The sequence below is a fragment of the Lachnoclostridium sp. An196 genome (assembly GCF_002160135.1).
GTDB lineage: Bacteria > Bacillota > Clostridia > Lachnospirales > Lachnospiraceae > Hominiventricola > Hominiventricola avistercoris.
The window spans coordinates 178,518-199,559 of the sequence record NZ_NFJZ01000003.1 but is presented as its reverse complement, the minus strand read 5'-3'; the positions used below and the strand labels follow the sequence as shown (position 1 = coordinate 199,559).

Genomic DNA, 21,042 nt, shown 5'->3' with positions numbered 1-21,042 from the left:
GTCATCGCCTCCTTTCCATGTTTTTTTGCAGGGGTGGCACATTGGCACTAAGGCGGGACCACCAGCCGCCGTAAATATTTTTTCATAGGGAACCTCCGTCAGCGCGGCTGATCGGAGCGATCATAGTACAGATTTCCCTGACGCACTTTGGCATGGCTGAGAATTTTGATATGCCCTTTCTCCTGGCTCTCAAGACTTTTCTGGTAGCCGTTATCCGTCAGAAACAGGCGGGTACGCTCGCCCTTCCAGCCGACAGGGGAATCATGGGAAAGCACATCGAAAATAATCATGTGCCGGGTGTCCTCGGCAAATCGTTCCAAGTCCATATACCCATGACCATGGTAATTCTGCGCTCCGGCTTTGAGCCGCATTTCCTCCATCAGCTGGCCTATGGTCTTATGCTCAGGCATGGTGTCCACCTCCTTTTCCACGTCCCTGACCCTTCACAGTGAGATTACCGTCCAAGGCGGTAGCTGTGATCCGCAGACGCTCGGCGGTGGCAATGTCATTTTTCATCGTCTCGTCGATGCCGTGACCGCAGACCACCAGCACATGAGAACGGCAAAGGTAATCATGCGCCATATCCATGCCGTCCTTGTGTTCCTGGGGGATTTCGTCCTTGAGGAAGGTGGGCAGAAACAGTACCGGACAGACCGGCGAATATCCGGCGTCATATACCTGGCGGCAGTAGTTGGCGGCATTCTCGGCATTTTCATACTGGCTGTTGCTCCAGGGAGCTGTGATGTAAGCAAGGGGTCGTTTCATGGCAAAATCCTTTCTCCCGGCCTTTCCGGGCAGCAAAAAACGGCTGTTTACCAGCCGCCTGCGTACATATCGTGATTGACCTGCGAGGTGTAGTGGTTGTTGATGGTGGTGGGTGCGTTAAACAGCACCGTCAGCAGGTATTGCTTCATGTTGCGAATTTCCGTGGTATTTTTCTTCAAACAGTCCATGACAAACTCGATATGGGAGCTGTCCAGCTTCAAAAACCGGGAACGCACGACCTCGTGAGGGAAGTCGCTGCCAGCGATCCGTGTGGTTTTTCGTTTGGCACAGACGGTCTCCACCATCAGCTCCACAATTTCATCCAGATCATCCCGATAGGTTCCATACTGCTGCTTGATGCAGTCATACTCGATGTTCTCTAAAATCAACTCCCGATAACTCTCTATCTCTGCAAGAGACATCGCATCCCTTCCTTTCCGTTCCGGCGGTCCTGCCGCCGCTGTTTCCCGGAAGGGAATGGAATCGGTACTTGATCCATGAGTAATTGATTTTTGAGTATTTGATTTCTCTATATTTAATTCTGCGGGCTTTTCCGTATCCGGTTTATCCAGATACGGGTTTTCCGTACCTGGTGAAGCCGTATCCGGTTGGGGCATATCTGGCTGCTTGGGCTGAGGCTGTTCATAAATCACATACTCAGTATCGCTGATACGACCATAACGGTCGCGTAGCTGGTGGCGCACGATATAACCGGCAGACTCCAGTTCCCGCAGCGCGCCGCCGATGGCGTCCACACCTTCTTTGCAGATTTTTGCAAGACCACGGGTGGTGTAGTTCCAGTCATCGGGCAGGGACAGCATCATGGAAAGCAGTCCTTTTGCTTTCAGGGACAATTTTTCGTTACGCAGGTGGTGGTTGCTCATTACCGTATAATCACGGGTTCTTTCAATCCGAAATACCGCCATTCCTTCACTCCTCTCTGATTTTGGGCATAAAAAAACCACAATCTTTCTTGAAAAAAGACTGTGGTGGTTCAGATGTTCTTCTTGTTCTTCCGGGGCCGGCAAGGGCGCTTGGGCATCAGCGGCTGGTCGAACAACGATTTATGCTCCGAAAACGGGAGGGCTTGCAAAACCCGGTCAATCTCGACGGATTCCATATCATGCTGTGATTGGCATTTTTCTCGAATCGCATTTTTAATGCTCTGAACAGTACACATATTCATTCCTTTCCTCTCATGGGGTATGTTTACGGGTGACGTTTCTTTTTCGGCTTAAAATCGAGGATATGCCCCTCGACTACACGGGCGTACCGCTTGATTTTGATTTCCCGGCGCTGCTGGCTGGCAAGGGCGGCCTGATACCCGCCCTCTGTGAGAAACAACCGCATCTCATCACCGGGGCTGCCGTAGGCGGTACGGGGATGCTGAACACTAAACTCAAGCATCCAGCGGGTGTTATCCTGAAAACGCTCAACGGCGAGAATGTTATGTCCTTTTAGCTCTCTGGCTGCAATATCCCTCATAGGCGGCTCCTTTCATCGTTCCTGATCTCTCTGGCGCTTGCGCTGCCATGCCTCCAACAGCTTAATAATGGTCTCCTGCATCCGTTGGGGTGTATAGCTCTTGGGAAAATACTTCCGCAGGGTGTCGGAGGTAAGCGTTACCTTATCAAGCTCACTTTTCTTCTCCTCGCTCATAATGGCGCGCATCACATCAATGGACAGATGCCCCTCCTGACTGAATTTTTTGAGCCGTTGAGCCTGAGAAAGAGAAGGAGTAGCCTGTTCGCTGTCCATCGCATCCAAAAGGTCTACCTGTTCTTCCTTCTTGAGAAAGGATAATTCATACGCCGGGTTAAAGGCGATTTTTTTCTCATCCACCATATCCATCAGTTCGGGGACCAGCTCCGTCAGGCGAATAAATCTCTTAATCTGTGATTTGCTATCTGGACTGTTCTCTGCGATTTTCTCTGCCGCAGTCAACTTCGGCCCAACTTGGGCCGAAGTTAAATCTGTTCTAGCTCCTTGATGTTTCATGGCATCCAGCTTCATCTTGTAGGCAAATGCTCTTTCACTGGGGAGCAGACTTTCCCTCTGTAAGTTGCTGTCAACCATAATAATCGTGGCGGCATCATCGTCCAGATCACGCACAATGACCGGCATGGTCTCCTTTTCGGCCAACTCACTGGCCCGGTGCCGCCTGTGTCCGGCAACCAGCTCATACCCTCCGTTGGGGTCTGGGCGGGCAATCGCAGGAACCAGCACACCATACTGCCGGATGCTGTCTGCGGTTTCCATCATAGCCTCGTCATCCTTGACTTTGAATGGATGGTTCTGAAATGGATGCAGCTCAGACAGCGGAATTTCCATGACCCTTTCCCGCTGGGCGTCGGCACGGCTCTCCTCAGTGGAGAATAAATCATCTACCGATGCCAGCTCTACTTTTTTCGCGCTGCTTTTCAAGTTTCATCACCTCCTGCGTCAGATTTTTGTAGCCCTCGGCCACCTTGCCGCCGGGGTCATGGGCAAAGATGCTTTTCCCCTCGGCGCTGGTCTCCTTTGCCCGGACAGAGTGGGGAATCTCTGTAGCGAATACTTTAATTTTGCTGCCATAGGTCTCCCGCAGCAGGGCGGCGATCTCCTTGGCAAAGTTGGTACGATTGTCTACCATCGTCAGCAAGATACCGTCAATCTGGAGCTTGGGGTTGATTTGCCGCTTGACCTTGCTCACCGTGGAAAGTAACTGCTCCAGCCCTTTGGCGGGCAGATACTCTGCCTGAACGGGGATTATGATCCTGTTGGCGGCAGCCAGCGCATTGACCGTGAGCATCCCCAGGGAGGGCTGACAATCAATCAGGATATGGGAATATTGCCCCTTCAGCGTGTCCAGATATTGCCGCAGGATGGTCTCACGGCTCATGGCGTTCACCAGCGATACCTCCATACCGGACAGCTGGATGTCGGCGGGCATCAGATCCACACCCTCCGGGTGATGCAGGATGCCCTCGCCGGGGTGAATCGGCTGATCGGTCAGGATGCGCCCCATTGCATCAGAGAGCGTAAAGGGCAGTTTATCCGGCTGGGGATGGCCCAAGCAGATGGTAAGGCTGCCTTGCGGGTCCCCGTCGATCAGTAGCACCTTTCGTCCGGCCTGCGCCAGCCCTATTCCTAAGTTCGCACAGGTCGTTGTCTTGCCAACGCCGCCTTTCTGGTTGGCGATGGCAATGATTTGCGTGTTCATGGACTTCACCTCATTTCTGAATGTTGATATTTCTTCTGGAAATAGAAAAAGCCGCCACTTCAAAAATGAAAAGTGACGGCTCTTTCTAATCCCGGAAAGCCAAAAGCGCCCAGCAGAAAAAGCTGAGCGCTCGGCATTAAATTTATTCTGTTTTGTTCAAATTAGGTCAAATCATCTCAAACTAACCAAACGAAAAACGCACCAGGAAGGAGCTGTAAAACCACCCTTCCAGACAGCAAAAATCAGCCTGCGGTTGTCCTATTTTTTAACCACTTGGCCCTCTTTTTACCCCCATTTTTGCCGGTTGTCCTATATTTAACCATTAAAAATTGGGTGAAAATGGCTCTCGTTATATCAAATCAAGTCAAACCATATCAGACCCTATGGGTATAAGAAAACCCCGGAAAACCTTGATTTTCCGGGGTTTTTGAACCATTTTGATACGGTTTGAACAGCTGATTATCTCTTGCTGAACTGAGGTGCACGACGTGCAGCCTTGAGACCGTACTTCTTACGCTCTTTCATTCTCGGATCACGGGTCAGGTATCCGGCTTTCTTCAGCACCGGTCTGTACTCCGGATCTGCCTGCAGAAGCGCACGTGCGATACCGTGTCTTACTGCGCCGGCCTGTCCGGTGTAACCTCCACCGTGTACATTTACCAATACATCAAATTTATCAACATTTTCCGTAGCTACCAGCGGCTGGCGAACGATCACTTTCAGTGTCTCCAGTCCGAAATACTCGTCAATGCTTCTTTTATTTACCGTAATGTTACCGGTTCCCGGTACCAGATATACTCTGGCGATGGATTTTTTTCTTCTTCCGGTTCCATAGAATTTTGCTTTAGCCATTGTATTTACCTCCTATCCTACTTCATTAAAATGTCAGCTGTTCCGGTTTCTGTGCTGCATGCGGATGCTCTGCTCCGGCATAAACGTGAAGCTTTGTGTACATCTCTCTTCCCAGAGGTCCTTTCGGAAGCATGCCTTTTACTGCCAGCTCGATCACCTTTTCCGGTTTCTTTGCAAGCATTTCTTTTAAAGTAGTCTCTTTCATTCCGCCTACATAATCGGAATGATGATAGTAAATCTTCTGGTCTAATTTCTTACCGGTTACTTTTACTTTCTCTGCGTTGATTACGATTACATAATCGCCGGTGTCAATATGGGGAGTAAAGATCGGTTTATTCTTTCCTCTCAGCACTTTTGCCACTTCAGAAGCCAGACGGCCTAATGTAAGTCCGGTAGCGTCAACAACATACCATTTTCTTTCCACTTTTGCTGGATTAGCCATGAAACTGTTCATTGGTGTACCTCCTGTTTAAATTCGTAAATCCAAATCATTTATACGCAAAAATGTTCTACCGGGGCTTTGGATCAAACATTTTCTCACGTCGTCACATTATGATATTATATTATACCGTTATTTTCATGTCAACACATTTTTTCACTAATTTTCGGCGTTTTTTCCTCATCCGGATAGCGGATTTCCATCAGCGTCAGTCCTTTTGCCGGCGCTGTAGGTCCGGCTTTCGCGCGGGACCTGGCTTCCAGGATCTCCGGTACGCACTCCGGCTCCCACTCTCCCGTGCCTGTCCGGATGAGTGTCCCGGCTATGATCCTGACCATGTTGTACAGGAAACCGTTCCCGGTGATCCGGATCGTGATCAGATCTCCGTCTTTGTCCACATCCAAACTGTATACCGTGCGCACTGTCGTCTTTACCTGCGCGCCCGCGGCGCAGAAACTGGCAAAGTCGTGTTCACCTACCAGATATGCCGCCGCTTTCTGCATCTTTTCCACATCCAGCGGATAATAGTAGAAATAAGTATTCAACCGGTAGGCCGGCAGCGGAAATTTCCGGTTCAGGATCCGGTATTCATAGGTCTTCACCGTCTTCTGAAACCTTGGATGGAAATCCATCGGCACTTCACAGGAATCCTGGACACGGATATCTTCCGGCAGGCGCTGATTCAGGGCGAATACAAATTTGTCACCGGCCATGCGGGCCTCCGTATCGAACACCGCCACATTGCCCATAGCGTGGACTCCCGCGTCTGTCCGGCTGGCGCCGTGCACCTGGATCTCTTCTCCGGTCAGTTCTTTCAGAGCCCGGTTCAGTTCTTCCGCGACGGTCACTCCGTTTTTCTGAACCTGCCATCCGCGATAATTGGTCCCGTCATAGGCGACCACCAGTTTTACCCGTTTCATACCTGTTCCTTCCTATATAAAAGGTATCCAGCCGTATATCTGTCTCCCGTATCCGATCACAATCATGGCCGCCAGATATATCCAGATCACCGCATAAGCCGTCCGGTCTTTACTTTCATACTTCAGCGGCTTCATCTTGGTACGCCCTTCTCCCCCATGGTAGCAACGCGCTTCCATAGCCAGCGCCAGATCCATGGCTCTCCGAAGAGCGGAGAAGAACAAAGGTACCAGCAGCGGAATCATGGCTTTTGCTTTCTGGATCAGATTCCCCGACTCAAAATCCGCTCCTCTCGCGATCTGCGCCTTCATGATCTTGTCTGTCTCTTCCAGAAGAATCGGGATAAACCGGAGGGCAATGGACATCATCATGGACATGTCGTGTACCGGTACATGAATCTTCTTCAAGGGGCTCAGCAGCTTTTCCAGCCCGTCCGTCAGGTCATTGGGCGTGGTGGTCAGGGTCATCACCGAAGAGCCCAGGATCAGATAGATCAGACGGATACCCACCATCACCGCCGTCCGGATTCCCCGGTCTGTAATCCTTAAAAATCCAAAATGCCAGAACACCACGTCTCCGTCCAGAAGAAACAGATTAAAAACCACCGTAATCATCAAAAGCATCACGATGGATTTCAAACCTTTTGTCATAAAACGGAACGGGACTTTGGACAGCCGGATCACTATGCCAAGAAATACCGTAGCCAGCGCGTAGCCAACCGGTCCTTTCGCCACAAACAGCGACACCACGAAAATCAGAGTCGCTGCCAGCTTCACCCGCGGATCCAGTTCATGAAGGACGGATTTTGCCGGATAATATTGTCCCAGTGTAATATCTCGAATCATAACTGCTCCTGTCCTCCAAGCCACGCTGCAATGGCGTCCGCCGCTTCTTCTACGGTGGTCGCATCCGTATCCACACGGGCGCCTTTCTCTTTCAGTTCCTGCATCAGATAGGTAACCTGCGGAGCTGCCAGTCCGATCTCTTCCAGCTCCCGGTAATGCCGGAACACTTCTTTCGGAGTCCCGTCAAACCGTACCTGTCCCTGATTCATGACGATCAGCCGGTCCACATATCTCGCCACGTCTTCCATGCTGTGCGACACCAGGATCACCGTGATGCCGCGTTCTCTTTTCAGGTAGCTGATCTGATCCAGGATCTCGTCTCTTCCTCTGGGATCCAGCCCCGCAGTCGGTTCATCCAGGATCAGAACCTCCGGGTCCATGGCCAGAACACCGGCGATCGCCACGCGTCTTTTCTGCCCTCCCGACAGTTCAAAAGGAGAGGAACTGTCATATTCTTCCCCCATACCGACCATTCTCAGGGCTCTCTTTGCTTTTTCTTCTGCTTCTTTCTGGGAATATCCAAGATTTCTCGGTCCAAAACAGACGTCCTTCAGTACGTCGGTCTCAAAGAGCTGATACTCTGGGTACTGAAAAACCAATCCTACTTTGCTGCGCAGTTCGCGCATGGGATATTTATCTCCATATATATCTTTTCCATTAAAGTAGATCTTCCCCTCTGTGGCGCGGAGCAGACCGTTCAGATGCTGAATCAATGTAGATTTTCCGGAACCGGTGTGCCCGATCAGTCCCACGAACTGGCCGTCCGGAATCTCCAGATTTACATCTTTCAGCGCATGGACCTCATACGCCATGCCTTCCGAATACGTATAACTTACATTTTTGACTTTAATTGACATAACTCTTCCACCAGTTCTTCATTGCTCAGGATCCCGTTCCGAAGCGGAAATCCTTTTTTCTGTAATTCATAAGCCACCAGTGTTGCCTGAGGTACATCCAGACGCAGTTCTTTCAGCCGGTCCACCTGGGAAAATATCTCCCGCGGCGTCCCCTGCATGACTACCTTGCCGTCATCCATGACGATCACCCGGTCCGCCTCGATCACTTCTTCCATATAATGAGTAATCAGGATCACTGTGATCTGCTCTTCCCGGTTCAGTTTCTGCACCGTCCGGATCACGCTTTTTCTGCCGTGCGGATCCAGCATGGCGGTGGGCTCGTCCAGCACGATACAGCGGGGATGCATCGCCATGACGCCGGCGATGGCCACCCTCTGCTTCTGGCCTCCTGACAGCCGGTTGGGTGAATGCTTCCGGTATTTCAGCATCCCTACTGCCTTCAGGCTCTCTTCCACCCGCTCCCAGATCTCGTCTGTGGGCACTCCCAGGTTTTCCGGACCGAATCCTACATCCTCTTCCACAACGGTACCTATGATCTGGTTATCCGGATTCTGGAACACCATCCCCGCATCCTGACGGATATCCCACAGCTTATCTTCATCCTTGGTATCCATCCCGTCTACCCAGAGCGTTCCTTCTGTCGGGAGCAGGATCGCGTTGATATGTTTTGCCAGCGTGGACTTTCCTGATCCGTTATGTCCCAGGATCGCGATGAACTCCCCGGAGCGGACCTCCAGATCCACCCCGTCTACGGCGCGTTTCCAGGACTCCACATTTCCTTCTTCATTTGTTTTTGCGTAGTCAAATGTGAGCTTTTCCGCTCGAATCATATGTTTTCACCTGTATCTTTCCTGTCACTGCGCTTTATATTATCATTAACATAACAAAGTTTCAAGGAATTTTCTTGTCCGGCTTTTACCGACATATGAAGCATTCCCTCCGCCGGGCAGGTTTCTTCCGGCTGAAATCCCAGCGCCCGCGCCGTGCGGACCGACGCTTCGTTATCCTGTCCGGCAAACAGATGGATCTCCTCCAGATCCAGCGTATGAAAGGCATAATCCAGCACCGCTCTTCCGCACTCCCTGGCATAGCCCTGTCCCTGAAATGCCGGGTCTATGACATATCCCAGCTCTACCGCATTCTCCAGTCTGTCCGACGGGAAAAGGCCCGCCTGTCCGATGACTTCGCCGCTTTCCTTTTTCAATATGCTCCACAGTCCGAAATCATAAAACGCGTACGCATGCGAAATGTATGCCCACATGAACTCCGTCTCTTCCTCCAGGGTCCTCGATGGCCGGACAATCTCCCGGATCCCCGGACTGTTGTAGATCTCAAAAATACGGGGAACGTCCTCCATCACCGTCTCCCGGATAACCAGACGCGCTGTCTTGGCAATCAGCACCGGAAGCCCTTCTTTTCTCCTGTGATCTCTCTCCACAAAGGCCGGATCCAGTTCCGGGTACTCTTCTTCCCACATATATATTCCTCCGAATTGTCTTTTTTCATCTTACCGCGGGATCCGCGCCCCGTCAATGCCGCAGAGGAATTTATCCTTTACGTCCGGACTTTCTTCCGCTAAAATAAAAGTGAGTAACAGTTCAGGACGGCGCGAACTGTTATAAACACAGATACAAAAAGGAGAATCTATCATGGCACAGAATCCAATCGTCACATTTGAGATGGAAGACGGCAGCATCATCAAGGCAGAGCTTTATCCGGATGTGGCCCCCAATACGGTCAACAATTTTCTCAGCCTGGTAAACAAAGGCTTTTACGACGGACTGATCTTTCACCGCGTCATCGAAGGCTTTATGATCCAGGGCGGCTGCCCGGACGGCAACGGTATGGGCGGTCCCGGATACACCATCAAAGGAGAATTCACCCGCAACCGTTTTAAAAACGATCTGAAACACACGAAAGGCGTCCTTTCCATGGCGAGAACCATGATCCCGGACAGCGCGGGAAGCCAGTTCTTCATCATGCACAAGGACTCGCCTCATCTGGACGGAGACTATGCCGCCTTCGGAAAAGTCATAGAAGGTATGGATGTGGTAGACCGCATCGCGGAAGTCGATACGGATTACAATGACCGCCCGATCGTTCCGCAGGTTATGAAAAAAGTCACCGCAGAGACTTTTGGAGTTGTTTACCCGGAACCGGAGAAAAAATAAGGCTATCGGAAAAAGGACTGCAGCATGCGCCGCAGTCCCTTTCTTTGCCTATGAACGACGTTTTTTATGAATCAGATACAGGATTCCTGCCACAGACGCCCCTGCCGCGCCGATCCACACGGCAGCCATTGCCTGATCCCCGGTCAGCACCGGCGACACAGGTCCCGGCGCCGAAGGCTGCGGCGCGGACGAAGTATCTTCACCGGATCCGCCTCCGGAACTTCCCGGTTTTCGCTGGTTCATCAGTACGAAGCTCTGCACTTCCGGCGTATCCAGCACTTCCACTGTCATATCCTCCGCTTTCCGGTAACCGGACGGAGCTTTCGTCTCCCGCAGCGTATAGGTCCCTATGGGAAGTCTTTCTATCGTATATGCTTCCTCTGTACTGGTCCAGGCGGCCACAGCATTTCCTTCCGCGTCCAGCAGCTGCAGGTCCGCACCGGCGAGCATGCTCACGCCGTCCGCCTTTGTCTTCCGGATCTCGACTTTTGTCACATCATCTTTCATGACGATGCAGCGGTCGTCCTGCGGCTTCCATCCGTCCTGATCGATCCAGACTTCTCTGAGCCCGTCCGTTTCTCTTACAAGGAAACGAATCTCTTCTGCGGTCACGTACCCGTCCGCCGGGAGCGTTTCCCGAAGCACATAGACATGCTCTTCACCCTCTGACACCCTGATACCGCCGATTCTATGCGGTGTTTTTTCGGATATCCACCGGTCTACTGCCGTTCCGGTGCTTTCTTCCACAATCTCCAGATGTGCTCCTTCGATCTCTTCTCCGTTGGTCAGATCCTGTTTGGATACTGTCACGTCGGATATCTCGTTATATATATCCTGCTCGAAGTTCAATGTCTCCTCAGAATCTGCTCCCCGGTAAGAAGCGTCAAAATACCACACCTCGTCTGTTTTCAGATATCCGTCCGGCGCCTGAAGTTCTCTGACATAGTATCGCCCGTTCGGCACATCTGCCTGGAAAACGGCCATGCCGGAAGCGTCGGTCTCCACCGTCTCAATAAGCGAGTCCTTCTCCACCAGTGCATCCGGGTAACGGCTGACCGCCTTTTCCTCTGTCACCGCGTAGCCCGGCAGGTCCTCGGCGGCATATAATCCGAAGACGGCTCCCTGAAGCGGCAGATCCGTGTCTTCCTCCATCTTGTGAATCTGTATGCGGATTTTCTGACGGGCATTTACATACTGTACACTGTCCGGATACACTACCGGGATATCCTGCCCGGCATAGGAAAGCACTATTTCCTTTTCTTCTCTGTTCAGCAGGAAATTGCCGTCGCCCGCCTTAGTCTCACGCAGATAATAGGTTCCCAGAGGGAGATTCTCTATAGACGCAAGTCCCTGACGGTCCGTGATCAAAGTTTCAATCCTGGTTCCCGCCTTCAATATCATCGTCTCCCCTGCCGCGTTGACCCAGCTGGCGTATTCTCCCGTTCCATCCGGCGTAAAGATATCTTCTTTCACGTACACTTCAAATTCTGCCTGTTCCACTCGGCCTGTCAGATACCGGAAAACCGTCAGGAACAGATTTTTCACCCGGTCTGTGAAACTTACCTGCTCTTCCGTTCCCACAAAGAATTCTCCTTCTTTGGTTACCGAAAACGCGCCGACTGTACGCTGGTCTTTCAGATCGTGTTCCGCCACAATATTGCTGTCTTCCACCGTAAACATCACTTCCTCTGTAATCTGGTTGTCGATCTGGTTCTGTTCTTTCGTATCATCGGAAGAAGCTTTCCAGCCCACATAATTTTCCGGCGCCAGCGTCTCTCTCAATATGTACTGCCGTCCCGCTGTCAATCCTTCGATCAGATGGCCTTCCTTGACGATCAGATCCTTTCCTTCCGGCAGTTCTTCGGGGGAAGGAATCTCCATATAGAAGCCGTCCGCCTCATAAAAATAGTGCAATTCTTCTCCTTCCGCCGCGGACACCCATGAATCCGCAGGACGATCCGCCAGCACATAAGAACCGTCTTCATTCCGTCTCGCGTTTCCCTGATCATCCTGAAGGATCTCCCAGATCTCCAGATAAGCGCCTGCAATATGGACGCCGGATACAATATCAGATTTTGTGATGACTCTCTTTGTTTTCTGGTTCTGATAGATCAGATCTGTGTGATCCTGTATCTCTGTCTCCTGGCCCTGGTAGCTGCCGTCAACAGATTCTGTCTGGTCCGTAAATGTGTAACCCAACGGCGCCTCCAGCTCCTTGACATAATATTGCCCGAGGGGCAGATCCTCATCAAATACCGCCGCGCCATCCTGGTCTGTCACGGCCGTCGCTATCAGCGTGTCCGCCGGGATCAGGAGACGGCCCTCTTCATCCGGGATATATTCAAATGTCAGGTCTATATGACGGTAATCCGGCGCCGACGGATCCGGGTTCTTCACGACCTGACTGAATATGTCTTCCGCATTGTACAGTCCGTACACGGCGCCTTCCAGCGGCTCCCCGCTTTCCACATCCTGCTTAACTGTTTCCAGGGCGATCTTCTGGCGTTCGTTTTCCCAGATACTGGCCACCCAGGTAAGACTTACTTTCTGATCCTGCGGGGTGATTTCAAACTCCTGGATCTCCGGGTTGCGGACAAATCCTTCTCCTGCCACCGTTTCCTTTATGTAGTACCTGCCAATATACAAGTCGGCCAGGTATGCATATCCGGTGGAATCGGTGGTGATCTCCGCCACCTTCCGGTCCTTGCCCCATACAAGATAGTCGGATATGTCCACCTCGTATTCTTCCAGCAGTTCTTTGTCTAATTCCTGCGTATAGATATCTTCCGCCGCATAGACCTCAAAGACTGCTCCCGCCACCGGAGCGTCCTGATACTCGAATATATAATCTTTTGCATTATAGGGATCTTCCCGCCAGATCCGGCGGAAATAAGAATCATCAAGCTTCTCCTTCAGAGATGTGCCGCTGTCCTTTGCGTCATAGAGCTGTTCTCCATATTTGATCAGCTCCAGGACGCCTTTCTGTTCCTGATTGTCCTGAAATACAGTACAGGTGATATTCCCGTAGGAATCCGCCAGCGTATACTTATGCTCTCCCATCTGCCCGTCAGGATAGACAGAATTATTATCCAGGATAAAACGGATCGGCTCTGCCGGCGTATCCGACACTTCATAAATATTCAGATCTTCTGTACTGGTATCCGTGAGCGTCGTTTCGTATCCGTTCAGCACATATCCTTCCGGAGCCTGAAGTTCTGTGACCTCAAAGACGCCTGTCGGCAGCTTCGCCGGAAGCGTCAGGTAACAGTCTGTAATCTTCCCTGATCCGTCTCTTAAAAATGTGGGCGCAAAGGGAGATTCTTCCGTGCCGTAAGTAATCCGGGACGTGGGTTCATAATACCAGATGTATCCGTCCCCGTCCTGCTTCCATCCCGTTTTCGTGAAAGTCTCCAGCTCCCGGTCCGTCATGCTGACGATGCGGATGCGGTACTGGGAACCTTCTTTCAGCACCGTTCCCTCCGCCATCTCTTCCGGTTTCAGCACGGTGCCGTCCGGGGGAAGAAAAGCAGTATCCGCCTTTATGAGCCGCAGCCAGGACTCTGTCTGATTATCGGATATATAACGGGTATCCTGGGGCAGACGCCCTTCTACCGCGTCCTCCTCATATACATTTTCATCTTTATATACCCGGCTGTTGGCATGATCTCCAAACCGGATATCCTTCTGTTCCGAAAAAGTCTCCTTGACCTCCTGCCGGCTTTCATCGGTATAGACTACTCCTCCGTCATCGGTAATAAACACAAAAAACGGTCTCGCCATCACATGTTTCTCCGGCGTGGTAGTCTCGACTACCACATAGGTTCCATAGGGAAGTTCCGGCGACGTCAAGGCTCCTTGTTCATCCGTAAACATCTCTCCTACCCGGTACTCATTGAGTTTGCCGCCCGGGACCGGCTCCAGCCAGCGATGATCTCCTTCCGTCCAGGTCTCCAATGCTCTTTTATATACGGTGGCCGGCCGGTCCTGCGTAAAATCATAATCATAAAACTGCTGGATGTCCAGGCCGGACCAGTTTTCCCCGTTTGCCGGGACCAGGGTTTTGTCCTTTACTCCCTGAAGCTCTGACACCAGATAAACCGTAAATCCTGCCCCTGCTGCCGGTTCCAGTTCCGTCTGAAACTGGTTATCGGAAGTTTTCACGATAGAGAAGGCTTTCTTCTGCACGTGATCCCCGGTATAGATCGTCTCATTTCCATCGTCCTGATCATCTGCGGTCAGCGTATTCTTATCTTCCCCGGAGGTTTCGTCGCGCAGGATCACGCGCTGTGTCTCATCGTCATAAGTAAAGGTCAGCTCATAGGCAGTTTCGTCCAGCATATAACCTTCGCTGGCTTTTACTTCTTTCAGGACATATTTGCCCAGTTCAATATTATAAAAAGAAAACTCTCCCGGCGTATCCCGGTACCGGATCTCTCCTCCGTAAGAGATATATCTCTGGCCTTCCGTGTTCAGCATGTATCCGGCCGCGTCCACCACCGGCGTCTTTCCGACCGTTCCGGTCATCACCAGGTCTCCTGCCCGGTAGATCACGCCTGTGTGTCCGTCCGCGTAAATGATATCTTCCGCCGCCCTCAGTTCATAGACCGCGCCTTCCAGAGTCGTATCTCCCTGTATGATCTGGCTCTCCGATTCTGTATCGTATTTTACCACACGTACGCGGCCTTTTGTCCGCTCGTTTGCGATTGTTCCCTGATTATTGGCGGATGCGGTCTGAGTGGTCTGATTATTGTAGCCCTCTACGACTCCTTCTTCGGTCCGGGACCCGGTAATCTCAAAATAATAGGCATTTTTCCCGTCCGCGCCGTCATCCTGCCATCCTGCCGGATGTCCGGTGATCAGCTCTGCCAGCCGGTCCTTCCAGTCGCCAAAGTAACCTTTTCTGGCTTCTGATTCCACCAGATACAATTTCCCCTGGTTCTGATAATTCCAGTAAACCCAGTCGCTTAAGTAGGTCTGATCCGCCTGTTCTGATACTTTGATTTCCACCGGAGCGTAAGAAGTCTTCACCTCGTAGTCATTGCTGTCCCGGTTAAATCTCAGGATATCAAACCGTACTCCCGACAGAAGATTTCCGGTGTTCTCATCGATCTTCATGGCCTGTACACGGATCTTCCAGGGCTCATTGTATGCCTGAAAGTCATGCATGTTGTCCGGCGCCGCCGAAAAGGTACCTGTCTGATTGTACTGATTGCCCTGAGTATATGTAATCTGCTTTTCTCCTGTGATCTCAAAGTAAAAACGGTTTGTCTCCCGATCGATCGTATAGCCGTAGGGAGATCTGGTCTCCAGGATCATGAATTTCCCCTGATTCCGCGGATTATAGTACAAGGGTCCAACCTGATAGGTACCGTCGCCCTGGTCCAGCATCTTCTGCCGGTCTGCGTAACGGTATAATTCGTACTCTTCTGTATCTTTATTGTACTCATATACGCAGAATTCCGCGTCCGCCAGGGAGAAATCCGTCTGCCCGGTCACGGAGTCATGCTTTGTCACTTTGATCCACGCTTCCCAGGGTTTATTATAGAAATCATGATATTTATGAGCTCCGTCCCCTGCCGATGTATCATAAATATTTTCCTCCTTATCGCAGTAACCGTAGGGCGGCGCCGTCTCTTCCGCGTAGAAGTCCGCGCTCCAGCTGTCTGCCCAGTCATCCAGTTCATCCTGTACCTGCTGATTGGCTTCTCCCCAGGACGCGGAATAGGCTTCGTCATAGCTGTGATAGTATCCGTGGCTGTCCGCGTCCGCCTGCTGCTCCGGCGTCAGGGAACCCCAGTCTGTCACATAAGTATAAGAAGAACCGCTGGCTGAGGCTGTATGGGAATCTTCTTCCCTATGCGTCACCTCGCCCGATTCATCCGAGGTATAAGTCTTTCCGTTGATCTTAATCGAAGCGCCTTCCAGGACTTCGTCCGTAATGCTGTCATGTTTGGTCACAGTCACCCGCGCTTCCACTTCTATGCTGTCTTCTGCAGACGCGGATACCGACGCCGTCTCATATTCTTCATCTCCTCCCGGTCCCGGCTCTTCTCCGCCTCCGCCTTCATACGGATAGGTATCCGGAAAATCAGAAGTAAAAATAGTCTGCGCATTTGCATTGTCCGAATGGAACACATAGTATGCCTCCGGATTCTGCGCGGCCCTGCGGTAATAATTCCAGATCCTGACGAGCATGGATTCAATCGTGGTATCCGATTCGTCCAGAAGCGCGTATGCCCGTTCCTCTACTTCTGTCCGGGTATAGGATTCCGACTCCAGGAACAGCCACAGCGCGATCTGTCCGCAGGCATAATAATCTCCGGAGAATGCGGCGACCGTGGCCAGGTACCCCTCTCCGCCGGTACGCACTTCATATGTGCCGGGATTGGCGTTGTACAGGAATCCGTTTCTGGCGCTTCTGCCCCGGGTCGCGCAGATTGCGTCCGCGCCTCCGATGGAAAGTTTCCAGATCGTTCCATGGCCTGTCCCGGAAAATCCGGTGCTGCTCACAGACATGCTTGCCACCAGGTCGCCGTCTGACAGCGCATACAGCATGGGATTAGCCGGCATGATCCGCTCCGCCATCCCTGCCAGTGCCTCCGGCCCCGCGTCCGGTCCCGCTTCACTTTCCAGACTCTGCAGATATTCCCGGAACAGTTCCGTATCCTCCCAGCCGCAGGCTCCGGCCAGAAACGCATACACATCCTCCAGATCATACCCGTACTCCGACAAGGTATACAGATCTTCAACAGTAAGTCCCTGATACACCGTGCCGTCAAAGAATGCCTCTGCCGGCACGCCGCCCTCCAGGATCCGGATACAGGAGAACAGATCCTGACCGTCATACACCGTATCCGACAGGTTTTCGATCAATCCCTCCATGAATTCCGCCAGACTGCGCTCATAATCATACAGACTGTCCCACCAGGAATCGCTGTAACCGAGAAGATCTTCAAACCCATTGGGTATATACTTCTCTTTCCACGTCAGAATGGTCGCCATATCTTCTCTGCTGTAGTGATACAGGTCTTCCGCCGCATAGACTGCCACGGGAGAAAAAGAATCCAGGCTGAAGGACAACACTTCTCCATCCAGGATCTCCGCCTCCGGATATTCCACCTCGCCTGTATCCGGGAAATGCACAACTGTAACGACTTTCCCATCCAGATTCTCCAAACGGATCCGGACGTTAACGGTCCCTTCTGTCTCCACATGTATATCCTGCAGCCATACCAGCTCCCCGGATACTCTGGAAAAATCCACCTGAGCTTCCAGCGCTTCCGGATCGTCCACTTCTTCCAGATTCACCGAAAGCGGATTCCCGTCCTGATCCAATACCTGAAATCCCTGGTCTTCTTCCGGCGGCAGTTCCTCCGCCGTCTCCTCCGACACCTCCGGAATCTGTTCTGTGCTTTCAGAAGGCATCTCTGTATCTGTTCCTATAGCCCCCGGAGTTTCCGCGGGATCCTGCCCTGCTGTCCCGGAAGTTTCTCCTGCGGCGGACTCTGATATTTCCGGGGCCGTCTCCGCTTCCGGAACCGGGGTCTCCTGAGGGTCTTCTTCGGTCTGTTCCGGCGTCTCCTGAGGATTTCCATCGGTCTGTTCCGGCGTCTCAGAGATCTCTGGCGCTGGCGTCTCAGACGACTCCGCAGCGTTTTGTTCCGGCGTTTCAGAAGCTTCTGCGCCGCTCTTCCCGGGCTCTTCAGAAGGCCCTGCAGGCTCCTGCTCCGTTACCCCGGAACCCTTTTCTGACTCCTGCTCTGATCCCTCCCCGGGAGTTTGCCCGGATACATCCTGCTGTTCTTCATTTCCCCGCTCAGATTCCGGCGCCGCATCTTCTATTTCCCATTCCGCCTCCGGTGCTTCCTGCAGCACGGAAGCGCTGACGGCGGACGCATCTCCCGCCAGCAGCGCGGCACTCAAAAGGAGCGCGCACAAACGTTTCCAAAATAGTCTCCTTTTCACAATTCTTCTCCTTTTCCAAAATAATAATAAGCGCCCTTAAAAATTACAGTTTCCCCCCTTCCAAGCCCCCATGCGGGCATAAAAGGCCTCCCGGTCTTTCACACAGGGACACCAATATAACGGCTGCATGACGAAATGCTGAAAAAAGGGTATAAAAATCCCCTCTTCTTCCTGTCATGCGCCAGATTCCATAATAGTTTGGGAATGTATCAGCCGAATGGCTGACTTATTGGATAAATTCATGTTATTACAAGCAAACGGATTTGTCAACAAAAACAAAAAATTAACCCCCTGAAGTAACTTTTTCAGGGGGTCCGGTCATTATTAAAATATCTTCTATACGCTTCGGTATTCTTCCATAATCTTCGCAAACGCCGGCATCGCGTCTACGATCGTCTTCTCAGCTACGCAGTAGGAAATCCGGACATAACCGGGGCATCCGAAGCTGTCCCCCGGCACGATCAGCACATCATATTTCTTCGCCTTTTCGGAAAAGGCATTGGCATCCGGCTCCGGCGATTTTACGAACAGGTAGAACGCTCCCTGCGGCTGCACACATTCATAACCCAATTCCGTAAGGCCATTGTAAAGCAGTTCCCGGTTTCTTTCATAAGCGGAAATATCCCCGGTCACGCCTGTGCACTTTGCCACCACCTTCTGGAAAAGCACCGGCGCGCAGACATATCCCAGCGCCCTTCCCGCGCCGTTCACTGCCGCCATCACCTTTTTCGATTCCGTCATCTCATCCGGAACGATGATATAACCGATCCGCTCACCCGGCAAGGACAAAGATTTGCTGTAGGAATAGCAGACAATCGTATTGGCGTAATATTTGGTCACATAGGGTACTGCCACTCCGCCATAGACGATCTCCCGGTACGGTTCGTCCGTGATCAGATAGATCTGCGTTCCATATTCTTTCTGTTTTTCTTTCAGCAGTGCGGAAAGCCTGAGAATCGTCTCCTCCGAATAAACTGCCCCGCTGGGATTGTTCGGAGAATTGATGATAATCCCCTTCGTCTTCGGATTCAGCAGCTTCTCCAGTTCCGCAAAATCCATCTGAAAGTCTTTCAGATTTGGAGGACAGATTCTGAGTACGGCTCCGGCATTCTCCACCCACACCTGATATTCCGGAAAAAACGGCGCGAATACGATAAACTCGTCTCCGGAATTGGTCAGCGCCTGAATCGTAATATTCAGAGACGCTGCCGCGCCTACCGTCATATAAAAATTGTCTCCGGTAAAGTGCGTCCCGTACCGGCGGTTTACCGCTTCCGCCAGCTCCTGTTTCACTGCCGGGTCTCCGGATGCCGGAGAATACCCGTGCAGCTCCTCCGCCGGTTCCTCCAAAAGTTCAAGAATTGCCTGTTTTACCTCCGCAGGGGCAGGAATGCTGGGATTTCCCAGACTGAAATCGTAGACCTTGTCCTCTCCCACAACTTTTTTCCGTTCCAGACCATAAGAAAACAGCTCGCGGATCACAGAACTTTTGCTCCCATATTCATACATTTTTTCATTGATCATGGTTCTTCCTCCAGCCCGTCTTCATCCTCGGATGCCATAAATTCCCGGGAGGACACCCGTTTCTTTATACGTTCCTCTTCCACTGCATTTGAGATCAGATCCTTCACCCGCCGGGAATCTTTCACGTTGCGGATTATAAGTTGCGGTGAAGATTTATCCACCGTATCGCAGATAATCGTCCCCAGGCCGAAAATCCGCTGAAGAAACGTCCTCTCCAGCGTCAGATCCATGATCCGGTATAGACGGATCTCATCTTCCCGCTGCTTCAGGATGCCCGACTGTACTACAAACTTTTCCGGCGTACAGGTGTATTTTGTAAATGTCCACGGAAGGCCGAACAACAGCCACCTTTTTCTGTCACTCCAGAGAATATCCATATTGTTTCCCGCCTTTCTTGTCTTTTTCTCATTATAGAAGATTTCTTCAGATTCGGCAACCGGTAAGCCTCAGGGACAAATACCCTGCTTCTATCTGCGCATCCTGCTCCTGCATTCGGCAACCACATATCCGGCCTGTTCCTCGTCCTTTGGTTTTACATATATATAATACAGAATTTCCAGATTTACATTCTCCCCAATTCTTCCCCACCCGCCGGTCCGGCGGTTCTGGCTTCCTGTATTGATCACTCGCGTGTCATACGGAATATGGCTGTCGCTCAGCGCGTCCTGTACCGCGCCGAACAGCCCGGCGTCCTGCGTAAGCAGCACCTCTCTCATCCTCCACCTGAACATAAGAGCCTCCTTTTCAAAGGTTTCACAGATTATAGTTGATTTTATTATAGCTGACGCATATTACATGAGCAAGCGGATTTTCTGAGCCATCGTGCAAACCATTCTTCTGAAACCGGAAGAAAAGAACAGAAAAAAACTGCCATGAAAACAATTTGTTCTCATGACAGTCTCTGTATCACTCTGTATGGATTTATACCAGCTCCAGCAGTACTTCCATAGCTGCGTCGCCTTTTCTCTGTCCGATCTTCACGATTCTGGTGTAACCACCGTTTCTGTTCGCGTATTTCGGAGCGATCTCGTCAAAGATCTTTGCAACCATGTCTACTTCCTGGGTTTTCTTTTTCTTGCCCTCTACCGGAGCCTTCACCGGGTAAAGAACTTTCAGCATCTCTCTTCTGGCATGCAGTCTGGACGGAAGATCTTTTTTGATCTCCTTCTCTACCTCGTCGTATACGGTTACTTTCTTGCCGTCTACAACTTCTTTGACTCTCTTGCCGTCTTTATCTTTACGGGCAACTTTAGCGGTTACTTTCACCATCTCGAAGTTGTCCTTCTCTTTTACGCCAAGAGCGATCAGGCCCTCTGCAATCTTACGCACTTCTTTTGCCTTTGCTTCCGTGGTAACGATCTTGCCGTTTGCCAGCAGGGCGGTTACCTGGCTTCTCAGAAGCGCTTTTCTCTGAGAAGAAGTTCTGCTCAGTTTTCTATATTTTGCCATTTTATTTCCTCCATTCGTTGCGCCCGCGGATCATGCTTCTTCGGTCTTACTGACC

Annotated in this window: 19 protein-coding genes; 1 reads left to right on the top strand and 18 read right to left on the bottom strand. The window is 51.5% G+C overall.

All coding sequences use genetic code 11. From position 1 onward, the window contains the following. Window positions 1–98: 98 nt before the first annotated feature. The 13 genes from B5F29_RS05470 to B5F29_RS05405 all read right to left on the bottom strand — a co-directional run bounded on the left by B5F29_RS05470 (window position 99) and on the right by B5F29_RS05405 (window position 9,355). Window positions 99–410, bottom strand: a complete 312-nt coding sequence (locus B5F29_RS05470) for a DUF5720 family protein (protein ID WP_002587404.1) — start codon at window positions 408–410, stop codon at window positions 99–101. Then, the gene (locus tag B5F29_RS05465; RefSeq protein WP_087153722.1) at window positions 403–765 is read right to left on the bottom strand and encodes a DUF7768 domain-containing protein; all 363 of its coding nucleotides are present in this window, start codon (window positions 763–765) and stop codon (window positions 403–405) included. The genes B5F29_RS05470 and B5F29_RS05465 overlap by 8 nt, the downstream gene beginning before the upstream one ends. A gap of 47 nt (window positions 766–812) precedes the next feature. Beyond that, a complete protein-coding gene (locus B5F29_RS05460; protein WP_002587402.1) occupies window positions 813–1,691 on the bottom strand; it encodes a DUF6017 domain-containing protein in 879 nt (292 codons plus the stop codon). Window positions 1,692–1,974: 283 nt separating this feature from the next. Further along, on the bottom strand, window positions 1,975–2,250 hold the full coding sequence (locus B5F29_RS05450; RefSeq protein ID WP_002587400.1) for a DUF5720 family protein: 276 nt from the start codon (window positions 2,248–2,250) through the stop codon (window positions 1,975–1,977). Window positions 2,251–2,262: 12 nt separating this feature from the next. Beyond that, window positions 2,263–3,189 carry a ParB/RepB/Spo0J family partition protein gene (locus tag B5F29_RS05445; RefSeq protein ID WP_087153661.1) on the bottom strand — a complete coding sequence of 309 codons (927 nt, stop codon included), beginning with the start codon at window positions 3,187–3,189 and terminating at the stop codon, window positions 2,263–2,265. Then, window positions 3,146–3,967: a ParA family protein gene (locus B5F29_RS05440; RefSeq protein WP_002587398.1), complete on the bottom strand. Its 822-nt coding sequence runs from the start codon at window positions 3,965–3,967 to the stop codon at window positions 3,146–3,148. The genes B5F29_RS05445 and B5F29_RS05440 overlap by 44 nt, the downstream gene beginning before the upstream one ends. A gap of 459 nt (window positions 3,968–4,426) precedes the next feature. Beyond that, a complete protein-coding gene (gene rpsI / locus B5F29_RS05435) occupies window positions 4,427–4,819 on the bottom strand; it encodes a 30S ribosomal protein S9 (protein ID WP_087153660.1) in 393 nt (130 codons plus the stop codon). A gap of 25 nt (window positions 4,820–4,844) precedes the next feature. Next, complete coding sequence (gene rplM / locus B5F29_RS05430; RefSeq protein WP_087153659.1) at window positions 4,845–5,273, bottom strand: 50S ribosomal protein L13; 429 nt, start codon at window positions 5,271–5,273, stop codon at window positions 4,845–4,847. Window positions 5,274–5,401: 128 nt separating this feature from the next. After that, window positions 5,402–6,178, bottom strand: coding sequence for a tRNA pseudouridine(38-40) synthase TruA (gene truA / locus B5F29_RS05425; protein ID WP_087153658.1), 777 nt, complete (start codon window positions 6,176–6,178; stop codon window positions 5,402–5,404). 12 nt (window positions 6,179–6,190) lie between these two features. Then, window positions 6,191–7,021, bottom strand: a complete 831-nt coding sequence (locus B5F29_RS05420) for an energy-coupling factor transporter transmembrane component T family protein (RefSeq protein WP_087153657.1) — start codon at window positions 7,019–7,021, stop codon at window positions 6,191–6,193. Continuing rightward, window positions 7,018–7,878 (bottom strand): energy-coupling factor transporter ATPase, encoded by an 861-nt coding sequence (locus B5F29_RS05415; protein WP_087153656.1) that lies wholly within the window; start codon window positions 7,876–7,878, stop codon window positions 7,018–7,020. The genes B5F29_RS05420 and B5F29_RS05415 overlap by 4 nt, the downstream gene beginning before the upstream one ends. Further along, window positions 7,854–8,708, bottom strand: a complete 855-nt coding sequence (locus B5F29_RS05410) for an energy-coupling factor transporter ATPase (RefSeq protein ID WP_087153655.1) — start codon at window positions 8,706–8,708, stop codon at window positions 7,854–7,856. Before B5F29_RS05410 ends, B5F29_RS05415 begins: the two co-directional genes overlap by 25 nt. Further along, a complete protein-coding gene (locus B5F29_RS05405) occupies window positions 8,705–9,355 on the bottom strand; it encodes a GNAT family N-acetyltransferase (RefSeq protein WP_087153654.1) in 651 nt (216 codons plus the stop codon). Before B5F29_RS05405 ends, B5F29_RS05410 begins: the two co-directional genes overlap by 4 nt. Before the next feature lie 172 nt (window positions 9,356–9,527). On the opposite strand from B5F29_RS05405, the gene B5F29_RS05400 reads away from it, so the two are divergent. After that, window positions 9,528–10,049: a peptidylprolyl isomerase gene (locus B5F29_RS05400; protein WP_087153653.1), complete on the top strand. Its 522-nt coding sequence runs from the start codon at window positions 9,528–9,530 to the stop codon at window positions 10,047–10,049. 48 nt (window positions 10,050–10,097) lie between these two features. Here the strand turns inward: B5F29_RS05400 and B5F29_RS05395 are convergent, their stop codons facing one another. From B5F29_RS05395 to B5F29_RS05375, 5 genes are all read right to left on the bottom strand, one after another. Next, complete coding sequence (locus B5F29_RS05395; RefSeq protein ID WP_143449121.1) at window positions 10,098–18,014, bottom strand: SpaA isopeptide-forming pilin-related protein; 7,917 nt, start codon at window positions 18,012–18,014, stop codon at window positions 10,098–10,100. A 336-nt stretch (window positions 18,015–18,350) separates the two neighbouring features. Continuing rightward, on the bottom strand, window positions 18,351–19,538 hold the full coding sequence (locus tag B5F29_RS05390; protein WP_087153651.1) for a pyridoxal phosphate-dependent aminotransferase: 1,188 nt from the start codon (window positions 19,536–19,538) through the stop codon (window positions 18,351–18,353). Next, window positions 19,535–19,915 carry a PH domain-containing protein gene (locus B5F29_RS05385; protein WP_087153650.1) on the bottom strand — a complete coding sequence of 127 codons (381 nt, stop codon included), beginning with the start codon at window positions 19,913–19,915 and terminating at the stop codon, window positions 19,535–19,537. Before B5F29_RS05385 ends, B5F29_RS05390 begins: the two co-directional genes overlap by 4 nt. Before the next feature lie 90 nt (window positions 19,916–20,005). Beyond that, complete coding sequence (locus tag B5F29_RS05380; RefSeq protein ID WP_087153649.1) at window positions 20,006–20,269, bottom strand: hypothetical protein; 264 nt, start codon at window positions 20,267–20,269, stop codon at window positions 20,006–20,008. Between the two features lie 190 nt (window positions 20,270–20,459). After that, on the bottom strand, window positions 20,460–20,987 hold the full coding sequence (locus B5F29_RS05375; RefSeq protein ID WP_087153648.1) for a bL17 family ribosomal protein: 528 nt from the start codon (window positions 20,985–20,987) through the stop codon (window positions 20,460–20,462). Window positions 20,988–21,042: the final 55 nt, after the last annotated feature.

Excerpts from the sequence above, each read along its gene's own strand:
- B5F29_RS05470 (WP_002587404.1), bottom strand. The coding sequence starts at position 410 with ATGCCTGAGCATAAGACCATAGGCCAGCTGATGGAGGAAATGCGGCTC.
- B5F29_RS05465 (WP_087153722.1), bottom strand. The coding sequence starts at position 765 with ATGAAACGACCCCTTGCTTACATCACAGCTCCCTGGAGCAACAGCCAG.
- B5F29_RS05460 (WP_002587402.1), bottom strand. The coding sequence starts at position 1,691 with ATGGCGGTATTTCGGATTGAAAGAACCCGTGATTATACGGTAATGAGC.
- B5F29_RS05450 (WP_002587400.1), bottom strand. The coding sequence starts at position 2,250 with ATGAGGGATATTGCAGCCAGAGAGCTAAAAGGACATAACATTCTCGCC.
- B5F29_RS05440 (WP_002587398.1), bottom strand. The coding sequence starts at position 3,967 with ATGAACACGCAAATCATTGCCATCGCCAACCAGAAAGGCGGCGTTGGC.
- rpsI (WP_087153660.1), bottom strand. The coding sequence starts at position 4,819 with ATGGCTAAAGCAAAATTCTATGGAACCGGAAGAAGAAAAAAATCCATC.
- rplM (WP_087153659.1), bottom strand. The coding sequence starts at position 5,273 with ATGAACAGTTTCATGGCTAATCCAGCAAAAGTGGAAAGAAAATGGTAT.
- truA (WP_087153658.1), bottom strand. The coding sequence starts at position 6,178 with ATGAAACGGGTAAAACTGGTGGTCGCCTATGACGGGACCAATTATCGC.
- B5F29_RS05420 (WP_087153657.1), bottom strand. The coding sequence starts at position 7,021 with ATGATTCGAGATATTACACTGGGACAATATTATCCGGCAAAATCCGTC.
- B5F29_RS05415 (WP_087153656.1), bottom strand. The coding sequence starts at position 7,878 with ATGTCAATTAAAGTCAAAAATGTAAGTTATACGTATTCGGAAGGCATG.
- B5F29_RS05410 (WP_087153655.1), bottom strand. The coding sequence starts at position 8,708 with ATGATTCGAGCGGAAAAGCTCACATTTGACTACGCAAAAACAAATGAA.
- B5F29_RS05405 (WP_087153654.1), bottom strand. The coding sequence starts at position 9,355 with ATGTGGGAAGAAGAGTACCCGGAACTGGATCCGGCCTTTGTGGAGAGA.
- B5F29_RS05400 (WP_087153653.1), top strand. The coding sequence starts at position 9,528 with ATGGCACAGAATCCAATCGTCACATTTGAGATGGAAGACGGCAGCATC.
- B5F29_RS05390 (WP_087153651.1), bottom strand. The coding sequence starts at position 19,538 with ATGATCAATGAAAAAATGTATGAATATGGGAGCAAAAGTTCTGTGATC.
- B5F29_RS05385 (WP_087153650.1), bottom strand. The coding sequence starts at position 19,915 with ATGGATATTCTCTGGAGTGACAGAAAAAGGTGGCTGTTGTTCGGCCTT.
- B5F29_RS05380 (WP_087153649.1), bottom strand. The coding sequence starts at position 20,269 with ATGTTCAGGTGGAGGATGAGAGAGGTGCTGCTTACGCAGGACGCCGGG.
- B5F29_RS05375 (WP_087153648.1), bottom strand. The coding sequence starts at position 20,987 with ATGGCAAAATATAGAAAACTGAGCAGAACTTCTTCTCAGAGAAAAGCG.